This window comes from Synechococcus sp. CC9902, from assembly GCF_000012505.1.
Lineage (GTDB): Bacteria > Cyanobacteriota > Cyanobacteriia > PCC-6307 > Cyanobiaceae > Parasynechococcus.
The window spans coordinates 899,678-919,882 of the sequence record NC_007513.1; the positions used below are offsets into that span (position 1 = coordinate 899,678).

The window sequence follows — 20,205 nt, forward strand, 5'->3', positions numbered from 1 at the left end:
CAAGGGCGTTGATGTTTCATCGGAACGCCAACGAGTTGGAGGCAACTTCCAAGGAGATGACATCTCCTTCGCTGTATTGACCCGCCAAAATTGCCTTGGCAATTGGTGTTTCAAGTTCGCGCTGAATCGCTCGCTTCAAAGGACGGGCGCCATAAACCGGATCGTATCCGGCATTGGCGAGCCAGTCGGAGGCCTCTGGACTGAGTTGCAGATCCAACTTGCGTGCTTCAAGCCTTTGTTGAAGCCTTGCGACTTGCAGGGTCACGATCTGCTTGAGCTCGTCCTTTCTGAGGCTATGGAAGATGATCTGATCGTCGAGTCGATTGAGGAATTCCGGTCGGAAGTGGGCTTTTAACGCCTCATTGACCCGGGCTTCCATGGCTTGGTGTTGATCCGGATCACCCGCCAATTCAAGGATGGATTGGCTGCCGATGTTGCTGGTCAGGATCAGCACGGTGTTGGTGAAATCCACCGTTCGCCCCTGGCCGTCGGTGACGCGTCCGTCATCGAGGATCTGCAGCATCACATTGAAAACATCGGGATGGGCTTTCTCCACCTCGTCGAACAGGATGACGGCATAGGGCCGACGACGAACAGCTTCCGTGAGCTGGCCACCGGCCTCGTAGCCCACGTAGCCAGGGGGTGCGCCAATCAAGCGGCTCACCGTGTGCTTCTCCATGTATTCCGACATGTCGATGCGCACCATGGCGTCATCGCTATCGAATAAACGGTTGGCGAGGGCCTTCGAGAGCTCGGTCTTGCCGACGCCCGTGGGGCCAAGAAATAGAAAGCTGGCAATTGGCCTGTTGGGATCGCTTAGCCCAGCCCTGGATCGCTGAATGGCGTCGGCAACAGCTGTAACAGCTTGGTCTTGGCCAATGACCCGTCGATGCAGGTCGGTTTCGAGTTGGAGCAGTTTCTCCATTTCACTTTGAACGAGTCGTGCCACGGGAATGCCGGTCCATTTGGCAATCACCTCGGCGATGTCGTCTTCGGTGACTTCTTCTCGCAGCAAGGTTTTATCGGACCCGTCTTCGGCGGCCAGTTCGACTTCTTTCTCCTGCAACTTGCTTTGCAGCGTGGCCAATGTGCCGTACTCCAACTCAGCTGCTTTGTTGAGGTCGTAACTGCGTTTGGCTTGGTCCACTTGAAGTTGGACACGTTCCATCTCCTCCTTCAGTGAAGAGATCTCGTCAATCGCTCCTTTTTCCTGTTGCCACTGGGCGTTCAGGTTGCTTTGCTGTTCACTCAGTTCCGACAACTCCCGTTCAATGCGTTGCAGCCGTTCTTGGCTGGCACTGTCTGACTCGCGGCCAAGTGAGAGTTTCTCCATCTCAAGCTGAAGAATTTTGCGATCGATTTCGTCGATCTGCTCCGGTTTGGAGGTGATTTCCATCTTGAGGCGAGCGGCTGATTCGTCCACTAAGTCGATGGCCTTGTCGGGGAGGAATCGATCGGCGATATAGCGACTGCTCAGCACTGCAGCTGCGACTAGTGCGCTGTCGGCAATGCGCACACCATGGTGCACTTCGTATCGCTCTTTTAAACCTCGCAAAATTGAAATGCTGTCTTCCACCGTCGGTTGATCAACCAGCACCTGCTGAAAGCGGCGTTCGAGGGCAGGATCCTTTTCGATGTGTTGGCGATGTTCATCCAGGGTTGTGGCACCGATGCAACGCAATTCACCTCGGGCCAGCATTGGCTTGAGCAAATTGCTCGCGTCCATGGCACCACCAGTGGCACCCGCACCAACCACGGTGTGGATTTCGTCGATAAACAGCACGATTTGACCATCCGACGCCGTCACCTCTTTCAAGACGGCTTTCAGGCGCTCTTCAAATTCCCCGCGGTACTTGGCCCCTGCAATAAGGGAGCCCATATCGAGGGCAATTAGCTGTCGGTTCTGGAGTGCTTGGGGTACATCACCATTAACGATGCGCTGGGCTAACCCTTCAACGATGGCCGTTTTGCCGACGCCGGGCTCGCCAATTAAGACAGGATTGTTTTTCGTCCGGCGACTAAGAATTTGAATGGTGCGACGAATTTCTTCGTCGCGCCCGATGACGGGATCGAGCTGACCTTCTTTGGCTGCGGCGGTGAGATCGCGTCCATATTTTTCCAGTGATTCATAGGTTCCTTCTGGGTTTTGATCACTCACCGTTTGATTTCCGCGCACCGCTGTGATGGCCTCTCGTAATTGGTTGATCGTGATGCCGGCTTGGCTAATCAGCTGCCGACCGCAGCGATCATCGCTAGCCAGGGCCAGCATGAGGTGCTCGATCGAGATGTAGCTGTCGCCAAAGCTGTTGCGTTCGTCTTCAGCCCGATCCAGCGTTGCATTAAATCCCCGCCCGAGAAACACCGATTCTGGCGGTGAGCCCATGTTGGGTTGACGCTTTAGGTGCGCTTCAACGGCGGTTTGGATGGTGGCTGGATCAACGCCGCATTTCTTCAAAATCCTTGCAGCTAGACCATTTTGCTGAAGCAATGCCAACAAAAGGTGTTCGGTTTCTAATTGCTGGTGTCGGGATGTCTGTGCGATCTGTTGAGCAGACACAATCGCCGACCAGCCCTTTTCGGTGAATTGTTCAGCAGTGGGTTGCATATCAAGGTCTCAAAGCTGGATCAACCGTATGGGGGGTGTTCAGAACAGGAGGGCGGCAAACCGAAGCGTGCTGTTGGGGGTCTACGACGAAGGCCGTGAAACCCGATCTTCTTTTTAGAGTTCCCCGACCAGTGGTGTTGTTATGCCAGAACAAGAGCTCGTTGATGCCTTGGTTCGTCAAGGGTTAGCGCTTTCCACGACTGCCGGGGGCGAGCTTGAGCGCAGTTGCTGGATGGTGGTTCATGAGCATCACCACGGCGTACGACCCTCTGAATACGACATCCGGGAGATTGATGAGGAGCTCTACTTAGCGGTGCTGGATGCAGCGCGTCAGCACAGCTAGCTGAAGCCCTGGGCTTTCGCCTGGGGTCTTAAGTCACGCAGCTGACCGTCGAGGAGGGCCATGCGTTCAGCTTCTGCCCCCACATGAGGAGCGATTGAGACACCTGCCTTTGTCATGGCTAAATACGCTGTTGTCTCGTCTTGCGACCCCGTTGCACTCTGCAAGTACCGCTCCACTGCAACGCTCGCCGTCTCGTCTGGTGCGAAGTAAATGGTTCCCGGTCCCCGGCGAATCGTTGTCAGGCCTTGTTTGCGTCTGCGCTGCTGAACTCCTGCCCAAAGTTTCCCCTGGCTTTGGGTCATGTAATCGTTCAAGTTGCCAAGATCCGTGTCCTCCACCAGGGCCATGCTGGTGCCGTCTACAAAATCACTCAACAGGGTGATCACAGCCATTAAGTCTTTGGCGGCTGAAAGGATGAGTTGATACGACTCACTTCAAACCATTGGGTCATCGCGCTATCGCGACTGTCTTGGTTGAGATCCCGTTGATTCACCGAAAAGCCCAGTTGGTTCGCAAGGGCGATGAGTTCATCATCACTGCGACAGGACGATGCAGCGTTCCTCACCTTCTGGCTGTGCTCGACGGCATGGAGGAAATCAGATACAGCTTCTCGGCTCATCGACTTACCAACCCATTTCTGCCTGCTGTTCGACGTAGGTCGCTACAGCAACGATTTCTGATTCGCTTAGTTTTCCGGCGTAGGAAGGCATGGCATTTTTGCCATCCTCAATTTGATGCTCAATCGCTTCGAGAGGATCCTGGGGATACTCAGTTAGGTGCGCATTGAGATCACGAATATTGAGGGTGCGGCTCGCTCGAATCACATTGCCACCTCCCATGTGGCATGCCGCACAATTTTGACTAAAAATCTGCTCACCCTGCTCAAGGGGACTATCAAAGGCCAGCACAGATTTCGGTGTAGTCATTGGACCGATGAGGGTCAATAACAACAGGATTAATCCGGCGATGCGAGCCATTGAAGAGCCATCGGTACCCAAGCCTATTCAGCTCCAAGCTCAAAAGAAAGATCCCCGAACCGTGAATGAAACAAACACGATTCGGGGATTGTTATTTGTTGATTTCAACAGGTGAGCGTTAGCTCATCACTCAACGATCACCTTGCCAACCATGCCGGCACCACGGTGGGGCTCGCAGTAGTAGTCGTATGTTCCGGCTTCGGAGAAGGTTTCCTCCCAGGATTCGCCGGGATTGAAGGCGAGATCAGAGTGGCTGAGCTCGTCATGGCCTTCGAAAACGGCGTTGTGAGGAGCCAATTTGTTGTTCACAAACTTGACGGTGTCGCCAGCGCTAATCGTGACGGAACTGGGCTCGAAAGCAAGCATTCCGGCATCGGTACCGAGCTTCACTTCGACGGTTGCTGCCTGAGCAGAACCGACGTTGAGGCCGATCAACATCAGGAGTGCACAGCATGCTGCTGCAAAGGAACGAATCACAGACCGCATTGGATTTATTTGAATCCACCGACTTTACGACTCCTTCTCGGTTTCCCGTGATTCGGAAGCCCTGAATCGATAAGAACTGTTTCCAGGTTTGGAGCATGACTCGTGCCACCGAATCGCTCCGGAGTGCTCGCTGGGGAGTGAATGAAGTGTCGTTGACGGATGCTGAACCGATCCCAATCGTTGATTTCAATCGGAAGGATTCGAATTAGGGCTTGGATGAGCCATGGCCACATCGGAACACCAGGGGTGCGACGCACTCCGCGCCAGCGGCAGAGAGTGTCCACGGTTTGATCCACCGAAATCGCTCGCTGACCCATGACGATGCGCCGAAGACGTCCTTGCCCAGGCTCCTTGTTGGGTTCATGGGGACCTAGTGCAAATTGCCCACAGATCCGTGCGATGTCCTCGGCATGGATGAAGTGGAAACTTGCGTCGGCCCGAAGCCATCGAGCTAACCACAGCCACCGACTGGCTTCTGCTAAGCCTTCCGTGAGGTAGCTGGTCGGGAACACACTGGTTCCATCGACTCTGCCGCCGAAGACCAACGTCGGAAAAACAGCGATGATCCGGTCAGCCAATTGATGCGTCTCAAGATCTTGGAGGCAGCGGGCCTTGGTTTGGATGTATTCAGTGCCATAGGCCAAGGCCTCTGGGAGCGGGTTGAGGTCGCGATCGAGAATGCTGGCCGTGGAGAAATAAATGATCTGTTCCACAACCTGCGGATTGAGTAACGCGAGCAATCGCTTCACCGCAACAACATTCACCTGTTCGGCTCGGACTGGATCCCCCCAAGCTGTCGCGGTGTGAATGACTCGGTTGACCGATGCCAAGTCGTCTGCAAAGCGATCCGTATCGCGTAGATCTCCGATGAGCAAACGAACGCGGGGGTGATCTGCTGAAACAGCTGTGAGTTTCGTTGGATCGCGCAGCCACAGCAAAAGGTCGGCATCGGAATTCTCGAGGAGCCAGTGGGAAACGTATTGACCAACGCATCCGCTAGCGCCAGTAATCAGGATCCGGTTCAAGCGAGGGTCCCAATCCGGTCCATCACGCTTTTGCCAGAACGGAAGAACGCCGCCCCATTCTCCTCAGGGGTGCCAGGAAGAATGCCGTGGCCGAGATTCAAAATGTGGCGGCGACCGCGGGCTTTTCGAACGGTGTCATCGATGCGGGCTTGGATCGCATCGGGTGTTCCAAATAACAATCCTGGATCCACATTTCCCTGCACACCGATGTGCTCAGGAAGGCGGGCGCAGGCCTCCGCCATATCCACCGTCCAGTCGAGCGAAATAATGTCAACTCCAGTGCGTGCCATGCGTTCAAGTACTCCGGCACTTCCAGAGATGTACAAAACAAAGGGGGTGTCTGGGTGGGTTTGCTTCACCAGATCAACCACCTTTTTCTGGTAGGGAGCGGCAAAGGTGTCGTAATCCGCGGGGCTGAGTTGACCCGCCCATGAATCGAACATCTGAACCACTTGTGCACCGGAATCGATTTGATATCGCAGGTAGTTGGCGATGGATTCAGCGAAATGATTCAGCAGCGTGTGCAGCAGTTCCGGCTCACGGAACGCCATGGCCTTAATCACGGCGTAATTTTTGCTGCTTTTCCCTTCCACCACATAGGCGGCCAGGGTCCATGGAGCACCAACAAAACCCAACACAGCTGCCTGATTGCCGACGGTTTTGCGAAGGCGACCCAACACTTCACCGACAAAAGGCATCGATTCGGCGGGGTTCAGGGGACGCAAGGCTTTCACCTGCTCCATCGACCGAATTGGATCGCCAATTTGCGGTCCTTTGCTCTCAATGATGTCGAAGTCGATTCCCATTCCTGGGAGCGGGGTCAGGATGTCGGAGAACAGGATGACTCCGTCGGGCTGGAATGCCTCGAACGGCTGCATCGAGATCTCGTAGGAGAGATCTGGGTTCTCTGAACGCTCACGGAAACTGGGGTATTTATCGCGGAGATCTCGATAGATCTTCATGTAACGACCGGCTTGTCGCATCATCCACACGGGGGGACGCTCTACCGATTCACCGCGTGCAGCGCGCAGTAGGAGTGGCAGGGTGTCGCTCATCTAGCCGGTTCAATTAAGCCGGAAACCTACCTGAAGCAATGCGATTGCTAGGGGGTTTCCGGCTAACTGTCACCGGCTTCGTCACATGGCAGTTGTGTTTGAGCCCGAGGCCCGGCGAATGCCTTAGTCGGATGGCGCGGAGGATTCGATCAGCGTGCGCTTTGGATCGTGCTGAAACACCACCAAGCTCAGTGGTGGCAGGCAGAGATCCAAGGAGTGCTCATAGCCGTGAATGCCGCAAGCGTCTGTGGGCTTGCCACCCATGTTCCCGAGGTTGCTGCCGCCGTATTTGGCAGCATCGGTATTGAAGATCTCTTCGTAGAAGCCCTCAAGCGGAACGCCGACGCGGTAGTTGGCATGGCTCTGTGGTGTGAAGTTGGCCACCACAACAAGCCAGGTTCCACTGGCGCTATCGCGTCTCATGAAGCTGATAACGGAGTGGCGATTGTCGTTGCAATCAATCCACTGGAAACCAAACTGATCAAAATCATCGCGCCATAGGGCTGGTTGGGCCTTGTACAGCACATTCAGATCATCAACCAGGCGTTGAATTCCCTTGTGCGGCTCGTAATTGAGCAGATCCCATTCGAGATCTCCCCAAACATTCCATTCAGCCCTTTGGCCAAATTCCATCCCCATGAAGATGGTTTTCTTGCCTGGATGTGTCCACATGTAGGCCAAAAGAGCCCTTGTGTTGGCGTACTTCTGCCAATCATCACCGGGCATCTTGTGAAGAAGATGACTCTTCCCATGGACAACTTCATCGTGACTCAGGGCCAACATGAAGTTCTCCGTATAGGTGTACCAAATAGAGAAGGTGATGTTGTTTTGGTGGAACTGACGGAACCAAGGGTCCAGCTCGAAATAGTCGAGCATGTCGTGCATCCAACCCATGTTCCATTTGAGGTTGAATCCAAGTCCGCCCATGTCAGTGGGTTGGGTCACCATCGGCCAGGTGGTCGATTCTTCTGCAATCGAAAGGGCACCTGGGTAGTGCTGGAACAGCACATGATTGGCTTGTTGGAGGAAACGAACAGCCTCAGTATTTTCGCGACCACCATTTTCATTTGGTAGCCATTCCCCATCGGGCCTCAAATAATCCCGGTAAAGCATGGAGGCAACAGCATCGACTCGAATTCCATCGATGTGAAACTGTTCAAACCAAAAAACGAGGTTGGCAACAAGAAAGTTGCGAACTTCATTTCGGCTGTAGTTGAAAATCAGTGTTCCCCACTCTTTGTGTTCACCGATGCGTGGATCACCATGCTCATAGAGATGGGTTCCATCAAAGAAGGCCAATCCATGGGCATCTTTGGGGAAGTGTCCAGGGACCCAATCGATGATCACGCCGATTCCTTCAGCGTGACAGCGATCGACAAAGGCACGGAATTCGTCAGGGGTGCCGTAACGGCTGGTGGGGGCATACCACCCGGTTACTTGGTAGCCCCAAGATCCATCAAAGGGATGCTCGGTGATCGGCATCAATTCGATGTGGGTGAAGCCTCGTTCTTTCACATAAGGGATAAGGCGATCCGATAACTCGGCGTAGGTCAGGAGTCGAGCGCCTGGCTTCATATCCGCCGCGGGAACGGGTGCCCGCGGTTGGCCATCCGGTTGGATCCAAGGCTCGTCAGCAGAAGCATGAATCCAGCTTCCGATGTGCATCTCATACACAGAGATCGGTTGGTCGAGAGCATTCCGACTGTCTCGATCCTGCATCCAGCTGGAGTCGGACCAGCTGTATCCCTCAAGCCGTGCCACAACGGAACTGTTGTCGGGACGAACCTCGTGTTGAAAACCGTAGGGATCAGCTTTTTGGTAGCAGTGCCCTTCCTGGGAGCGAATTTCGTATTTGTAGAGAGTTCCTGCGTCTAGTCCGGGGACGAACAATTCCCAGATTCCTCCGAGCCGTTTTTGCATCGGATGATGGCGACCATCCCAAGAGTTGAGATCGCCAAGGACGGAAGCAGTTAGAGCGTTCGGAGCCCAAAGGCAGAACATCACCCCACTAATGCCATCGATCTGGGTGAGATGTGCACCCATCCGCTGCCAGATGTGGTGATGATTCCCTTCTGCAAAAAGATGGCGATCCATCTCTCCCATCCATTCGTGGCGGAAGGCCCAAGGATCATGTTGTTCGGTGGTGATCCCTCCACGCTCAACCCTCAGCTTGTAGTTGCTGCCCGGGTCTGAGGGTGTCGAAGCCTCAAAAATCCATGGATGGTTTGGTGTGGATGTAACGATCTCCTGACTGCCCAGCAGGAGGGTTACCTTTTGAGCCTCGGGCATCCAAACCCGCACGGTCCATCCTTGGTCATCGGGCTGAGGTCCCAGCACCGCAAGGGGGTGGTCGTGACGGCAATTTTCTAGCCGTACGCCGTCCTGAACCATCCAGTCGAGGACCGCAGCGCCACCCATGTGTGAGATATGAAGTGGCGCGATGTTAAGCCGCTTTTCGTGATCGGTTCGTTGGGACTCAGACGAAATCTCTCGAGATGTCGACGTTGATGATTCGACCCTGATCATCGAAGATCACAAAAAGGTTGGAGGTCGCCTTCCCGAAAGCCACAGCCACCAGCACTAACTGCTGGTCTCCGCCTTGGCTAGCGATCACGGCATCCTTCACGCTGCGGAAGCCCCCGGAGACGCGATTGAGCTTGGACCATTTGCGTTCCAGATCTGCTGGAGAGAGCTCTTCTTGCAATTGAAGTGAGAGTTTGGTCCTGGCCAAGACCCAACGTTCCGCTGCCAGGTGTCGGACGAATTCAAGAGCTGTGGATTCAATTGGTTGAACCTGTTGGCTCCATTTCCAGGCCAATAATTTCCCGTCTTCATCAAGCACCATTAACAGTGGTTGATCGCCTTCGGCCGTGACCACAACGGCGTCAACCGTTGTGGTGTTGTACCCAGGAGCAACCCCCACGACGCGGGTGCGGCGAATGCTGGTGAGCTTGTTGAGACGCTCTTGAACCTTGTCTTTGCTCACGCTTGTGCGAACCGCTTCGGCTAGGGCCCCATGCAGTTCGTCACCGTCGCGTTCTTTTAAGGCTCCTAACGCCAGCTCGGCGGCGGCGGTGGCCTGGGCTGTAGAAAGTTCAGTCTTTGTGAGCTGCTCTCCATCCTGTGGAGCGGCCATACCCATTGGGGCTGAAAGAACGAGAGCCAGCAGGGCGGCGGACAGCTTCACGGAAGGACGGATTATGCGTTTTCTAGTTTGCCGGAGTTCATCGGGATGAGCTGCAGCTTGGAGTCAGTGAGATGCAATGTCAGTGTCACAACACGGTGTTCAGGGGAGGGTGAGCCCGATGGCGTGGTGTTGTCTCCAGGATTGACGCCAATGGCAGGCCATGCAGCCGCGGCGATGGAGAGCCGCAGTTGATCTCCTTCCTCCAGGGTGGCCAATAGGGGCTGTAGTTGAACGACATGCTCCAAAACCGTCTGTGCTCTGTCCCCCAGAACCCTCAGAACACCGGTGCTGAGTTGCTCGGCCGAATTGTCCCCTTTGGCGCAGCGGGAAAGACTGACGCAAAGATCAAAGCCGGGATGATCGGCTTGAGCCCTGAGCCTGAGTTGAGGGTGGCCGAAAAGCTCGTGTTCTCTTGTAAACGGCAGGGTGTTGAACGTTGCTACGTCAGTACGACGGTCGAGTGTGGCCCTATTCGCAGGGCCAGGGTTCGGGCTGAGATGTCCGCCGATGGCGGGCATGGGGCGCCAGGGATCGTGCACGATCCACTCCATTCCCATCCCAGAACCATCTGGTTGGAGTAATCCGTGGGTGGGATCGGTGCAGGCGAGCCCCGAACTTTGCAGTGACCACGTTTTGGTCGAAGAGGTGCATGCCTCTTGCCAGCGTGATTGTGTGATGTTCCAAAATTGCGACCCTCGAGTGGAGCCCGAGGTGTCCGCTGCCTTTAGGTGTTGGTTGAAGAAGCGCAGGAGTTGGGTTTGAACCCCTGGCCACCATTCCAAGTGTGTCGCTGGCCCCACCATGAGTTCCGGGGAACCACCAGCAGCGTTGCTGTGTTCCCAAAGCTTCAGGACCCCTGAAAGATGGGGATCCCACCATCCACCCAGCAACAACATGGGTTGCTTTAACCAGCTGGTTTGGACGGGATGGATTGGCCATTGGTCACGATCCCTGGGGTCGCGTTGGAGCCATGTCCACGCCATACCTTCCGGATCATGCTCCTTCAGCAGTTCCGGGCCGTCTCTGAGATAAGACCCGTCTTCAAGACTGCGTCGAATGTTGTACCAGGCTTGATCATCACCGCGTCGTTTGGCCTGAAGGGCGGCTAGCTGTAGGCCCCAGCCCAGCCCGAGATGCCACCAATGGGCTCCTCCTGTACAGCTCCAGTCGTCACGTTCATCGAGTCCTGCCATCGCTGGTGCGAAGCACTCCGGTGGCAGGGAATTGGCTGGAGCGAGAAGTTGTGTAAGGCCTTGATAGGAGAAGCCGTAGCAACCCAGCTTTCCATTGCATTCGGGGAGGGCACGCACCCACGCATGGGTTGCTGCAGTGTCGTTTGCTTCTTGGGAAAACCCACGAAAGACGCCAGTGGAATCGCCTTGACCGCGCACGTCCTGAACGACAACAAGAAATCCCTGCTGGGCCCACCAGGCGGGATGGGCATAGGTCACGGTTGACGCGATGTCTCTCCCGTAGGGCTGTCGCATCAACAACGCAGGCCAAGGCCCTCCACTTTCAGGAAACCAAAGCTTGGAGATCAGGCGAACGCCATCGGCAAGGATCAGCGCACCATCCCTCGATCGAACAGTTGGAGAATCAGCGAACATTCGGACAATGCATGCCCACGACGTAAGTCACTAAAACTTCAGCATCGTCCTCACTCAAATTGCGACTCTTGGCAATAGAGCGGATCGATTTTTTTGAATAAGCCGATTGGCCGTTCTCATTGAGCGTTATGAAATCCCTGCACATTGCTTTGGCTTGCTGCGGATTTCTCTTGACGTCTTTCAGCAGATCAGAGCCGGCGGAAACAGCGGTGGTTTGCAGGCCAATAAGGGCCAATCCAATCAAAACGTTGCGCATCAGACCCCTAAACGCTCTCCCTCAATAAACAGTTCTTTCTGTGGGTGGGGATGGCCTGGGGTCAGTTCATAAGTTGTTTGGCTCGTTGAATCCAGTCTCGAGCGACGTTCAGATCGACAACGGCTTGGCGACGTGTTCCCAGGCTTCGCTCAAGCCGTCCTGTTTGTCGCATTAAGCGTTCCGGAGTGCAACTGGCCAAGGCAGAAATCGAAGCGATCCCAGCGTGCATCAGAAGAGCTGCATCCTGGGGGGGAAGGTCGAGCGCACAAACCAACGTTGCGATGCCCCGCAATCGCTTGAGGTTGCGCGCTGATGCCAACCCACTCCGGGCAAGACGACTGAGTTGCAGCTCATCAATGGCTTGAACCTCAGGCCATGTTGTGATTCCTGCTCGCACGAGTTCTTGCTGTTCCCGTCGGAAGGACTGGGGCAGATCGTTGAAGGGCTGCGCTCTGGGCGATGTCATTCCGCTGAAGCGGTTTGGAAATCACGAATGGTTTCACCAAGAATCACAGGGCGTCCCAAGCCTTCTTCGACAGATTCGATTCCCCTTAATCGCACAACAACGGTGCGGCTACCTCGTCCAGATCCACGCAAATTGCCTGCGATTTGTTCAAGCGTTGGGGTGATTGTCGAAGGATCGATGTCGATTGGGATTTGCGCGACGACAAGGTCGCTGCCGTTATCAAAAACAATCGGAGCCCGCACAGCTCCCTCAATCACAACCGGCGGGGTGTAACTAACACCGAAGGCCCAGCTGCTGATGGCCAACAAAAAAGTAAAGCTGCTAATCCCCACAAGTCGGAAGCGAATGCCCCAACGAGCGAGAAATCCCACCACGGTGAGACCAGCGAGCCCGAGGCCTGTCCAGGCCAGCCATGGCGCTGCGGTGAGGAGCAGCTGATCAAGGGCCATCAAGTCTGGTGTCTTTTCGACAGTCTCCTTATATTGCGCCTGCTTTGGTGCCACTCGTCGCGTTTGATGCGGATAACGCGGCGAAACGTCCTACCGATAGCTGGTGGATTCCTCCTAATCGGTTCAGGGGTCGTGGCGCTGCATGCCATGGATCGATGGGCTGCAGCAGAAGTTGATCGATGGCGGCCAACCCTGGAGCGCTCCCTCGCTGGCCCCATCGGCCATCCGATCCGAATTGGTGAGTACCAAGGTCTTCGTCCATGGGGACTGGCTTTCGGTTCCAGCCGTATCTCCGCCTCCAAGCTTGATCGCTCGCAGATTCGCTTGGCTGGCTTCACGGTGAGGTTGGATCCCCTGGCCAGCTTGCGACGCTGGAAACCCGTTGTTGCTTTGCGATTTCGTGGATTAGAGGCACAGCTTCAACGCAACGAGGCTGGGCGCTATTGGACCTTTGGCGGCTCGAAAAGCAACGATCCACCCCCCAATGTTGAGCTTCGTTATTCCTTTGATGAGCCGGCGCGCTTCACCTTCCAGTCCGGTGGTGAACAACTAGCGCTTCAAAGTCGCGGAGCGATTCGACTCGATGACTCCAGTTTTCAGACGTCATCCAGCTTGAGTTGGCTTGGACAAGCGGGGACGTTGCGTTTGGACGGAAGCGGTCGTTGGGATCGGCCCCAGTTCAACGTTCGCAGTCGTGCCAAGTCAATCCAACTCAACAGGCTTGCGGCCTTCCTGCCTTTGGCGGCAGATGTTGCTGTTGGTGGGCAGCTGGATGGAGATCTGCGGTTGCGTTGGTCTGGGAACAAGCTGGGATGCCAAGGGGAGATGCATCTCAATGCTTTTCGGGTTCAGACGGCGGTCCTCCCCACCGAGCTTCGCTCGGGTCGGATTCGTTTGGACTGTCGACAGAATCGCGTTCAACTCACACCTGTGCAGATGTGGAGTGGCGATTTAACAGCCACGGCATCAGGGTTTGTTGAATTCCAAAGGCGGCTGCAGTTCAAGTTGGCCGTGCGTCGCCGATCCAATGATGATGCTCTGAACGTTCAGATCGCGGGGCCATGGGCGGCTCCCACCTGGCGTGTGGGGGGTCGATTCGTACCCAACGCCACATCAACGTTGCAGGGCCCGGTTTCTCTTCAAGGGGATGGCAGGGCCGTTCTTGATCCATCCGAGCAGCGTCGATTGGTGATTCGAAATCTGGGGTTTCAGGCACCAGGGTTGCGTTTGGCTGTCGCCGGCGAGTTGGGGCAACGCACGGAGCTTCGAAGCACTGAGTTTTTGATGCTCCCTGCGTTTTGGAAACAGGTTCCTTCCCTCCAGGCCGCGTTGGGGTCGGCGGCTCCGGTTGAAGGAGAGCTTGCGATCAACGGGTCTGTCAGCTCCCCCGCGCTGCAACTCAACCTTGCCCAAGCCAAGAATCCGTTACTGGACCGTTGGTCGTTGAAAGCTCAATGGTCTAAGGCGCGTTCGGTGCTGGGCCTTGATCAGTTCAGCAGTCCCTTGATGCGTGCCTCCGCGGCCCTGCCTCTTGCCTGGTCTGACGGAACGCTTCAGACCGGTGACTTGCAGGCCGGGATTGAGCTCCAATCCTTCGATCTTCAACGTCTCTCCGCTTTGGTTGGGACGCCGCTGGGGGGCACCTTGTCCGTGCGCGGTCGTTTGGCCGGACCGCTGGAGGCTTTGCAGCCGAACCTCGCCATCAGCCTCGATCAACCGCGGATGAGTTCGATTGCTTTATCGGAACTCTGGAGTGGACGTCTTGAGGGGGGTGTTGGTGAAGGAGCCCAATTGGAGATGGCCTCGGCGAGTTCCTTTGCTGATGGAGCACTCACTGCCGATTTTGCTGCCAATGGCTGGCCCTCTTCCCTCCGGCTCAAGCGCGGTGTGGGCTTTCTCCGCCTGAAGGGTGATCAGCGGGGATACCGCTGGGACGCTGCCGGATTAACGCTCGATGGAATCCAGGTTGCGATCCCAACCCAACAACGCTTTGAGTCCGTTGGGGGTGAGCTCAACGGTTCTGGTCAACTGGCTTTCGCGCCGTTGAGCTTGAACGGCAGGCTCACGGTCGAGGCACCACGCATCGGGGCTCTTGCAATGCAAAAAGCCGTATTGGAGGGGGGGCTTCAGAACAGCCGGTTTGAAGCAGATGCCGTCCTCTCGCCTCTTCTTGGATCGCTCACGATCAATGCCAAGGGGGTGGTGAATGGGGCGTTGAACAGTCGGGTGGATGCCAATGGACTCGACGTGAATTGGCTTCTGGGTTTATCCCGTCAACTGCGCGCTCCAGACCGTGTTGATGGAGTGCCTTTGGGTCGTGCTGATGATCTAGGAACTTTGGTGATTAATACGTTCGGTGGTTCGTTAGACGGCCAATTGAAGGCCCTCATCAAGGCACGTCAGGCGTTGAGGGTTTACGCCTCAGCTCACCCGGATCAAGGGCCGCAGTTGGAACGTCTTGAAGGACGGCTCGATGCAGTTGCCACCTTGAAAGGTCCGCACTTGAAGGAGCTTGTGGCTGATGTTCAAGCCAAAGCACATCTCTGGACAGATGGTGACGATCAAGCCCAAGCTCTGCAGCTGGAACCGGTTGTAGCAACCGTGAAGGGTCCTCTCTTTGGGGGGGTGGGGAATTTCAGCTTCTTGCATCTGCCCTTTTCCTTGCTGGCGCTGATTGCCCCTGTCCCACCAATGATGAAGGGGGCCTTGGGGGCCAAGGGGAGTTATGACCTCAGGGGTGAATCGCCGCTGATTCGTTCTTCCCTCACCTTGGAGTCAGCGACCCTTGGCGATCAGCCGCTTCGTTTTGAGCGTGATTCGCTGGTCGTCAAAGACCAAGCCCTTCGGCTGGATTTGGCCCTGAAGTGTGGTGAGAGCGATGAAGTGGTGGCGATCTATGGCGCTGTCCCGTTTGATCCTTCGTCTGAGCTCAATCTTCAGGTGGAAAGCCACGGAGATGCCTTGAACCACCTGGCGGCTTTATCGGGAGGCAGCATCAAAATTCAGGCAGGCAGTACAGATCTACGTCTGATTTTGCGGGGTTCGCTGACCCAGCCTGTGGCCAATGGCTTCGTGGTGGTGTCGGACGGCAACATCACGCTGGGACAGCAGAGCGTGAGCCGAATTAATGCCTCGATGCTCTTTGATTTTGATCGTGTTGAACTTCAGCGGCTCGAGGCTCGTGTGGGTTCCGACGGCACCCTGAGCGGAGCTGGATCCATTGGCTTATTGGAAGAGAAAGTGGTGGAAAGTCCACTCACCTTTGCGCTTACGACGGCCAAGATCCGTCAGGAAATTGCGCGCTATCAGGTCGATGGAACCCTGATTGTCAAAGGGGCCTTGGCACGGCCATCGATTGGCGGTGAGCTCACCTTGTCGGATGGATTGATCACGCCGCGATCGGGGGTGTTGGCTAAATCCCGACAAGGGAGCTTGAGACCAGGCCTCTTGCCGGCTAATCAGTTCGGTGCGTCGGACGACACACCCTCCGACGTGTCCATGATCAATCTTGTGGAGGAAAAGTGGGATTTCAAGGATCCCTTGGTGTTGATGGGTCCTGGTACACCGTTGCCTGCCTCGCAAGAGCGGCTGAAGAACTTGATGCCAAACCTGTCCGCCGTGCGCCTTGAAAATCTCAGGCTGGCCTTGGGTCCGAACTTAGAGGTGAAGATGCCCCCCTTCATCAGCTTTCGTGGCGGTGGACAACTCGTACTCAATGGACCGTTGGATCCGTCACTGCAAGCGCGTGGCTTGATTCGACTGGAATCAGGTCGCGTCAGCCTGTTCACAACGACGTTCATTTTGGATTCAAAGGCGTTGAATGTGGCGGTTTTTACCCCCTCACTGGGTCTCGTTCCCTACGTCGATGTCGCGATGAAAGCGCGTGTATCGGATGGCGTCAGCATCGGTGAGTCCGACCGAGCTACCACCTCCAATGTGTTTGAGACCAATGGACTTGGAGCACTATCAATCGGTGGTGGGCAATTGAATCTCGTTCGCATCACCGTGGAGGCAACTGGGCGGGCCGATCGCTTGTTGGGAGATCTCCAGCTGCGTAGTGCTCCCCCCATGGGTGAAGCTGAGCTCTTGGGTTTAATCGGTGGCAACTCCTTAACCGGTTTGGCAGGAGGAGGGGGCGCGGCCTTGGCCACGGTTGTGGGGCAGTCTTTGCTGTCGCCAGTGATTGGAACGCTCACCGATGCCTTTGGGCAACGCATGCAAATCGCTCTTTTCCCCACCTATGTCACCCCTGATGTGAAATCAGAAGAGGAACGCACCTCTGGCCGAGTCCCACCCACTTTCACCGTGGTGACTGAAATTGGTTTGGATGTCAGCGACCGTGTTGACCTGTCTGTGATCGCGGCACCGAACAACTCCGATGTCCCTCCTCAGGCAACGGTGAGCTACCAACTCACCCCAAATACGAATGTGACGGGTTCGATGGATACCAATGGCACCTGGCAAAGCCAATTCCAGGTGTTCTTCCGGTTCTAACGATGTCTTCTGATCAGGTGATCGGTATCGATCTGGGTGGTACGGCGATCAAGTTGGCGCGTTTCAATCGCGCTGGAGACGTCCTGGCAGAACTGCAGATTCCGACGCCCCAACCCCCAGTGCCTGGGGCGGTAACGATGGCCTTGTGCGAAGCGATCGAACAGCTGGATCCAGATCATCTCGCCGCTCTTGTCGGTGTTGGTTTGCCGGGTCCAATGGACGCGAAGGCACGGGTCGCGCGCGTTTGCATCAACCTTTCTGGCTGGGACGACGTCCCCCTAGCGGATTGGTTGGAACCTCGCTTGCAACGTCAAGTCACCCTCGCGAATGACGGAAACTGTGCCGTGGTTGGAGAAGCCTGGCTGGGGGCCGCTAAAGGGTTCGAGGATGTGGTGTTGCTCACCCTTGGTACGGGCGTTGGGGGAGGCGTGCTTTTGGGTGGTGCGTTATTCACGGGCCATAACGGTGCTGCGGCTGAGCCCGGTTTGATAGGTGTTCAGCCGGATGGCCCGCCTTGCAACAGTGGCAATCGGGGATCCTTGGAGCAGTTCGCCAGCATTGCCGCGTTGCGACGTCTTTGTGATGTCGATCCCGAGGTGTTGAGCACGAGAGCTGACGCGGGTGATCTTGAAGCAAAGGCCATCTGGCAGCAGTACGGAACCACCCTTGGCATTGGGATCGCGTCGTTGGTTTATGTGTTCACCCCTCAGCGCGTGCTTCTCGGCGGTGGTTTGGCAGCTGCGGCAACTCACTTCCTTCCTGCCGTTCGTCATGAGGTGGAGGCCCGTGTTCAGGCCGTGTCACGGGAAGGGCTATCCATTGAGCCCTGTGCTCTTGGCAATGGTGCTGGGCGTCTTGGCGCTGCTCGTTTGGCGTTGCAGCGTCTTGGTGGCTGAACTCAGTACGTGAGATGACTCAATCGCGCTCAATCTCCGCAGACGATGATGGGGAACGTGACGCATGAACGCGGCGATGAACACCGTTCCAGAGCCTTCAGCTGAATTGCTTGCTCGGGCGGGAGCTGTGCGATTGGCCGCTGTCGAGCTTGGCCAAACCAACAACGGGCAGAGATCTCGCGCCCTTCATGCGATGGCCGATGCTTTGCAGGAGCGATCGTCATTGATCGTGGCCGCCAATGTCCAGGATTTGGAGCGCTCAGAAGCAGAAGGGCTCGCTTCAGCTCTGATGGCTCGTTTGAAGCTGGATGCCACCAAACTGCAGGCAGCGATTGATGGCGTCCGCAAAGTCGCATCGCTGCCTGATCCCCTCGGCCTTCGCCAACTCCACCGGGAGCTCGATACTGATTTGGTGTTAGAGCGCATCACGGTGCCCCTTGGCGTTGTGGGTGTGATCTTTGAAGCACGGCCCGATGCGGTGGTTCAAATTGCATCTTTGGCCATCCGCTCTGGTAACGGTGCTCTGCTGAAAGGGGGGAGTGAGGCCCGTTGCACGAACGAGGCGGTGATGGATGCGCTTAGAGCAGGCTTAGCTCGAGAAGAGAGCGATGTTTCGCCCGACGCCCTCGCTCTGCTCACGACTCGAGAGGAAAGTTTGGGACTGTTGCGTCTCGATGGGCTTGTGGACCTAATTATTCCTCGGGGAAGCAATGAGCTGGTGCGCTTCATTCAAGACAACACCCGCATTCCCGTGCTGGGTCATGCCGATGGGGTTTGTCATTTGTATGTCGATGCTGCTGCTGATGTGATGAAGGCCACCCGCGTGGCAGTGGACAGCAAAACCCAATATCCAGCGGCGTGCAATGCCATCGAAACGCTGTTGGTGCATCGCAGCATCGCCACTGCTTTTCTGGCGGCAGCTGTCCCCGCATTTCAGGCTGCAGGGGTCACGCTCCGGGGAGATGCGGAGAGCCAATCCTTGGGGGTGAATGAGTCAGCACAGGAGGAGGACTGGTCAACGGAGTATCTCGACCTCACCCTGTCGGTGCGGGTGGTCGACGACCTGGCCTGTGCGACTGAACACATTCGCCGCTACGGCTCTCGCCATACCGAAGTCATCCTCACAGAGGACCTCGCCACGGCTGACCGATTCTTGGCTGCAGTGGATAGTGCTGGGGTATATCACAACTGTTCCAGCCGTTTTGCCGATGGTTTTCGCTATGGGTTTGGAGCTGAAGTTGGGATCAGCACGCAAACATTGCCGCCGCGGGGCCCTGTGGGGCTCGAGGGTTTGGTGACCTATCGCTACCGACTCCGAGGGAATGGTCACATTGCGGCTGATTATGCGGCTGGACGTCGGTCGTTTACCCATCAGGATCTGCCGCTCTGATGGATGCCATCCAAATCCGTGATTTAGAACTGTGGGCGCATGTGGGTGTGCTTGAGCAGGAACGTCGAGATGGCCAGTGGTTTCGCTTGGACATCCAATTTCAACTGGATCTCAGTGCAGCGGCAGTGGCAGATGATTTGAGCACAAGCTTGGATTACAGCTTGGCAATTCAGGCCTTGCAAAGGCTGGCGCGGGAGATTTGTTGTCTCACGATTGAGCATTTCAGTGAACAGGTGCTCGATCGGTTGCAGGAGCTCTATGGCCCCGTCCCGATTGGGTTGCGCCTCACAAAGTGTTCGGCGCCAGTGCCTGGATTTCATGGCCTCGTAGCCGTTGAACGCTCCCGCGCTGGTGGGATACCACCAGCGCCATGATTCCCCTCGTTTTGGTGCATGGTCTTTGGGACCGGCCGAGGGTGTTTCATCGATTGATTCAGGCCCTGGATCAACCGCAACGAGACTTGCTGGCGCCCCATCTGCCCCACGGTCTTGGTGATGTGCCCCTGCGTGAGTTAGCGCAGCGTTTGGACGAGCAGATCCGCCATCGATTTGGTGCCGTCACCAACGTGGATCTCTTGGGCTTTTCGATGGGCGGAATCATCGGCCGGATCTGGCTGCAGGACTTCGGAGGAGCGGCTCGAACCCGCCGATTTTTCAGTGTGGGAAGTCCCCATCAAGGCACGATGACCGCCCAAGCCATTCCGCGAGCTCTATTAGCAGGCGCCGCTGATATGAAAATTGGGAGTCAACTCCTGCATCATTTGCATCGCCGTTCAAATCAGTTGTCGCCTGTGGAGTGTCACAGTTTTTTTTGCCGGTGGGATTTGATGGTGTGTCCCGGATGGAAGGCTGTTCTTCCGCAAGGATCGATTCAAGACATCCCTGTGTGGATGCACCATCAATTGATGTCGCATCCGAATGCCTTGAAAATCATTAGCAAAGCGCTGAAACAGCCCTGATGAACGGTTGC

19 protein-coding genes are annotated in these 20,205 nt (G+C 56.0%); 6 read left to right on the forward strand and 13 right to left on the reverse strand.

What is annotated here, in order from left to right; genetic code table 11:
- Window positions 1-16 precede the first annotated feature (16 nt).
- Window positions 17-2,605 (reverse strand): ATP-dependent chaperone ClpB, encoded by a 2,589-nt coding sequence (gene clpB / locus SYNCC9902_RS04595; protein ID WP_011359713.1) that lies wholly within the window; start codon window positions 2,603-2,605, stop codon window positions 17-19.
- Between the two features lie 142 nt (window positions 2,606-2,747).
- On the opposite strand from clpB, the gene SYNCC9902_RS04600 reads away from it, so the two are divergent.
- Window positions 2,748-2,948, forward strand: a complete 201-nt coding sequence (locus SYNCC9902_RS04600) for a hypothetical protein (protein WP_011359714.1) — start codon at window positions 2,748-2,750, stop codon at window positions 2,946-2,948.
- Here SYNCC9902_RS04600 and SYNCC9902_RS04605 read toward each other — a convergent pair.
- The 12 genes from SYNCC9902_RS04605 to SYNCC9902_RS04660 all read right to left on the reverse strand — a co-directional run bounded on the left by SYNCC9902_RS04605 (window position 2,945) and on the right by SYNCC9902_RS04660 (window position 12,456).
- A complete protein-coding gene (locus SYNCC9902_RS04605) occupies window positions 2,945-3,340 on the reverse strand; it encodes a hypothetical protein (protein WP_011359715.1) in 396 nt (131 codons plus the stop codon). The genes SYNCC9902_RS04600 and SYNCC9902_RS04605 overlap by 4 nt on opposite strands.
- A complete protein-coding gene (locus tag SYNCC9902_RS04610; RefSeq protein WP_011359716.1) occupies window positions 3,340-3,567 on the reverse strand; it encodes a Nif11-like leader peptide family natural product precursor in 228 nt (75 codons plus the stop codon). The genes SYNCC9902_RS04605 and SYNCC9902_RS04610 overlap by 1 nt, the downstream gene beginning before the upstream one ends.
- A gap of 4 nt (window positions 3,568-3,571) precedes the next feature.
- Window positions 3,572-3,925 (reverse strand): c-type cytochrome, encoded by a 354-nt coding sequence (locus SYNCC9902_RS04615; protein WP_041424916.1) that lies wholly within the window; start codon window positions 3,923-3,925, stop codon window positions 3,572-3,574.
- Between the two features lie 126 nt (window positions 3,926-4,051).
- Window positions 4,052-4,411, reverse strand: a complete 360-nt coding sequence (petE, locus tag SYNCC9902_RS04620; protein WP_011359718.1) for a plastocyanin — start codon at window positions 4,409-4,411, stop codon at window positions 4,052-4,054.
- Window positions 4,412-4,416: 5 nt separating this feature from the next.
- Complete coding sequence (locus tag SYNCC9902_RS04625) at window positions 4,417-5,436, reverse strand: NAD-dependent epimerase/dehydratase family protein (protein WP_011359719.1); 1,020 nt, start codon at window positions 5,434-5,436, stop codon at window positions 4,417-4,419.
- Window positions 5,433-6,491, reverse strand: coding sequence for a uroporphyrinogen decarboxylase (gene hemE / locus SYNCC9902_RS04630; RefSeq protein ID WP_011359720.1), 1,059 nt, complete (start codon window positions 6,489-6,491; stop codon window positions 5,433-5,435). Before hemE ends, SYNCC9902_RS04625 begins: the two co-directional genes overlap by 4 nt.
- Window positions 6,492-6,614: 123 nt before the next feature.
- Entirely contained in the window at window positions 6,615-8,909 is a 2,295-nt protein-coding gene (glgB, locus tag SYNCC9902_RS04635; protein ID WP_011359721.1) for a 1,4-alpha-glucan branching protein GlgB, read from the reverse strand.
- A 58-nt stretch (window positions 8,910-8,967) separates the two neighbouring features.
- Window positions 8,968-9,678, reverse strand: a complete 711-nt coding sequence (locus tag SYNCC9902_RS04640) for a DUF3887 domain-containing protein (protein ID WP_011359722.1) — start codon at window positions 9,676-9,678, stop codon at window positions 8,968-8,970.
- A gap of 11 nt (window positions 9,679-9,689) precedes the next feature.
- Complete coding sequence (locus tag SYNCC9902_RS04645) at window positions 9,690-11,285, reverse strand: CocE/NonD family hydrolase (protein ID WP_011359723.1); 1,596 nt, start codon at window positions 11,283-11,285, stop codon at window positions 9,690-9,692.
- Window positions 11,275-11,541, reverse strand: a complete 267-nt coding sequence (locus tag SYNCC9902_RS04650) for a hypothetical protein (RefSeq protein ID WP_011359724.1) — start codon at window positions 11,539-11,541, stop codon at window positions 11,275-11,277. The genes SYNCC9902_RS04645 and SYNCC9902_RS04650 overlap by 11 nt, the downstream gene beginning before the upstream one ends.
- Before the next feature lie 61 nt (window positions 11,542-11,602).
- Window positions 11,603-12,007 (reverse strand): DUF4332 domain-containing protein, encoded by a 405-nt coding sequence (locus SYNCC9902_RS04655; RefSeq protein WP_011359725.1) that lies wholly within the window; start codon window positions 12,005-12,007, stop codon window positions 11,603-11,605.
- On the reverse strand, window positions 12,004-12,456 hold the full coding sequence (locus tag SYNCC9902_RS04660) for a Ycf51 family protein (RefSeq protein ID WP_011359726.1): 453 nt from the start codon (window positions 12,454-12,456) through the stop codon (window positions 12,004-12,006). The genes SYNCC9902_RS04655 and SYNCC9902_RS04660 overlap by 4 nt, the downstream gene beginning before the upstream one ends.
- A 66-nt stretch (window positions 12,457-12,522) precedes the next feature.
- Here SYNCC9902_RS04660 and SYNCC9902_RS04665 point away from each other — a divergent pair, with 66 nt between their 5' ends.
- The 5 genes from SYNCC9902_RS04665 to SYNCC9902_RS04685 all read left to right on the forward strand — a co-directional run bounded on the left by SYNCC9902_RS04665 (window position 12,523) and on the right by SYNCC9902_RS04685 (window position 20,194).
- Window positions 12,523-16,950 carry a translocation/assembly module TamB domain-containing protein gene (locus SYNCC9902_RS04665; protein WP_011359727.1) on the forward strand — a complete coding sequence of 1,476 codons (4,428 nt, stop codon included), beginning with the start codon at window positions 12,523-12,525 and terminating at the stop codon, window positions 16,948-16,950.
- A gap of 2 nt (window positions 16,951-16,952) precedes the next feature.
- Window positions 16,953-17,846, forward strand: a complete 894-nt coding sequence (locus SYNCC9902_RS04670; RefSeq protein WP_011359728.1) for an ROK family protein — start codon at window positions 16,953-16,955, stop codon at window positions 17,844-17,846.
- A 76-nt stretch (window positions 17,847-17,922) separates the two neighbouring features.
- A complete protein-coding gene (locus SYNCC9902_RS04675) occupies window positions 17,923-19,236 on the forward strand; it encodes a glutamate-5-semialdehyde dehydrogenase (RefSeq protein ID WP_198001753.1) in 1,314 nt (437 codons plus the stop codon).
- Window positions 19,236-19,610 carry a dihydroneopterin aldolase gene (gene folB / locus SYNCC9902_RS04680; RefSeq protein WP_011359730.1) on the forward strand — a complete coding sequence of 125 codons (375 nt, stop codon included), beginning with the start codon at window positions 19,236-19,238 and terminating at the stop codon, window positions 19,608-19,610. Before SYNCC9902_RS04675 ends, folB begins: the two co-directional genes overlap by 1 nt.
- Window positions 19,607-20,194 carry an esterase/lipase family protein gene (locus SYNCC9902_RS04685; RefSeq protein WP_011359731.1) on the forward strand — a complete coding sequence of 196 codons (588 nt, stop codon included), beginning with the start codon at window positions 19,607-19,609 and terminating at the stop codon, window positions 20,192-20,194. The genes folB and SYNCC9902_RS04685 overlap by 4 nt, the downstream gene beginning before the upstream one ends.
- Window positions 20,195-20,205 lie beyond the last annotated feature (11 nt).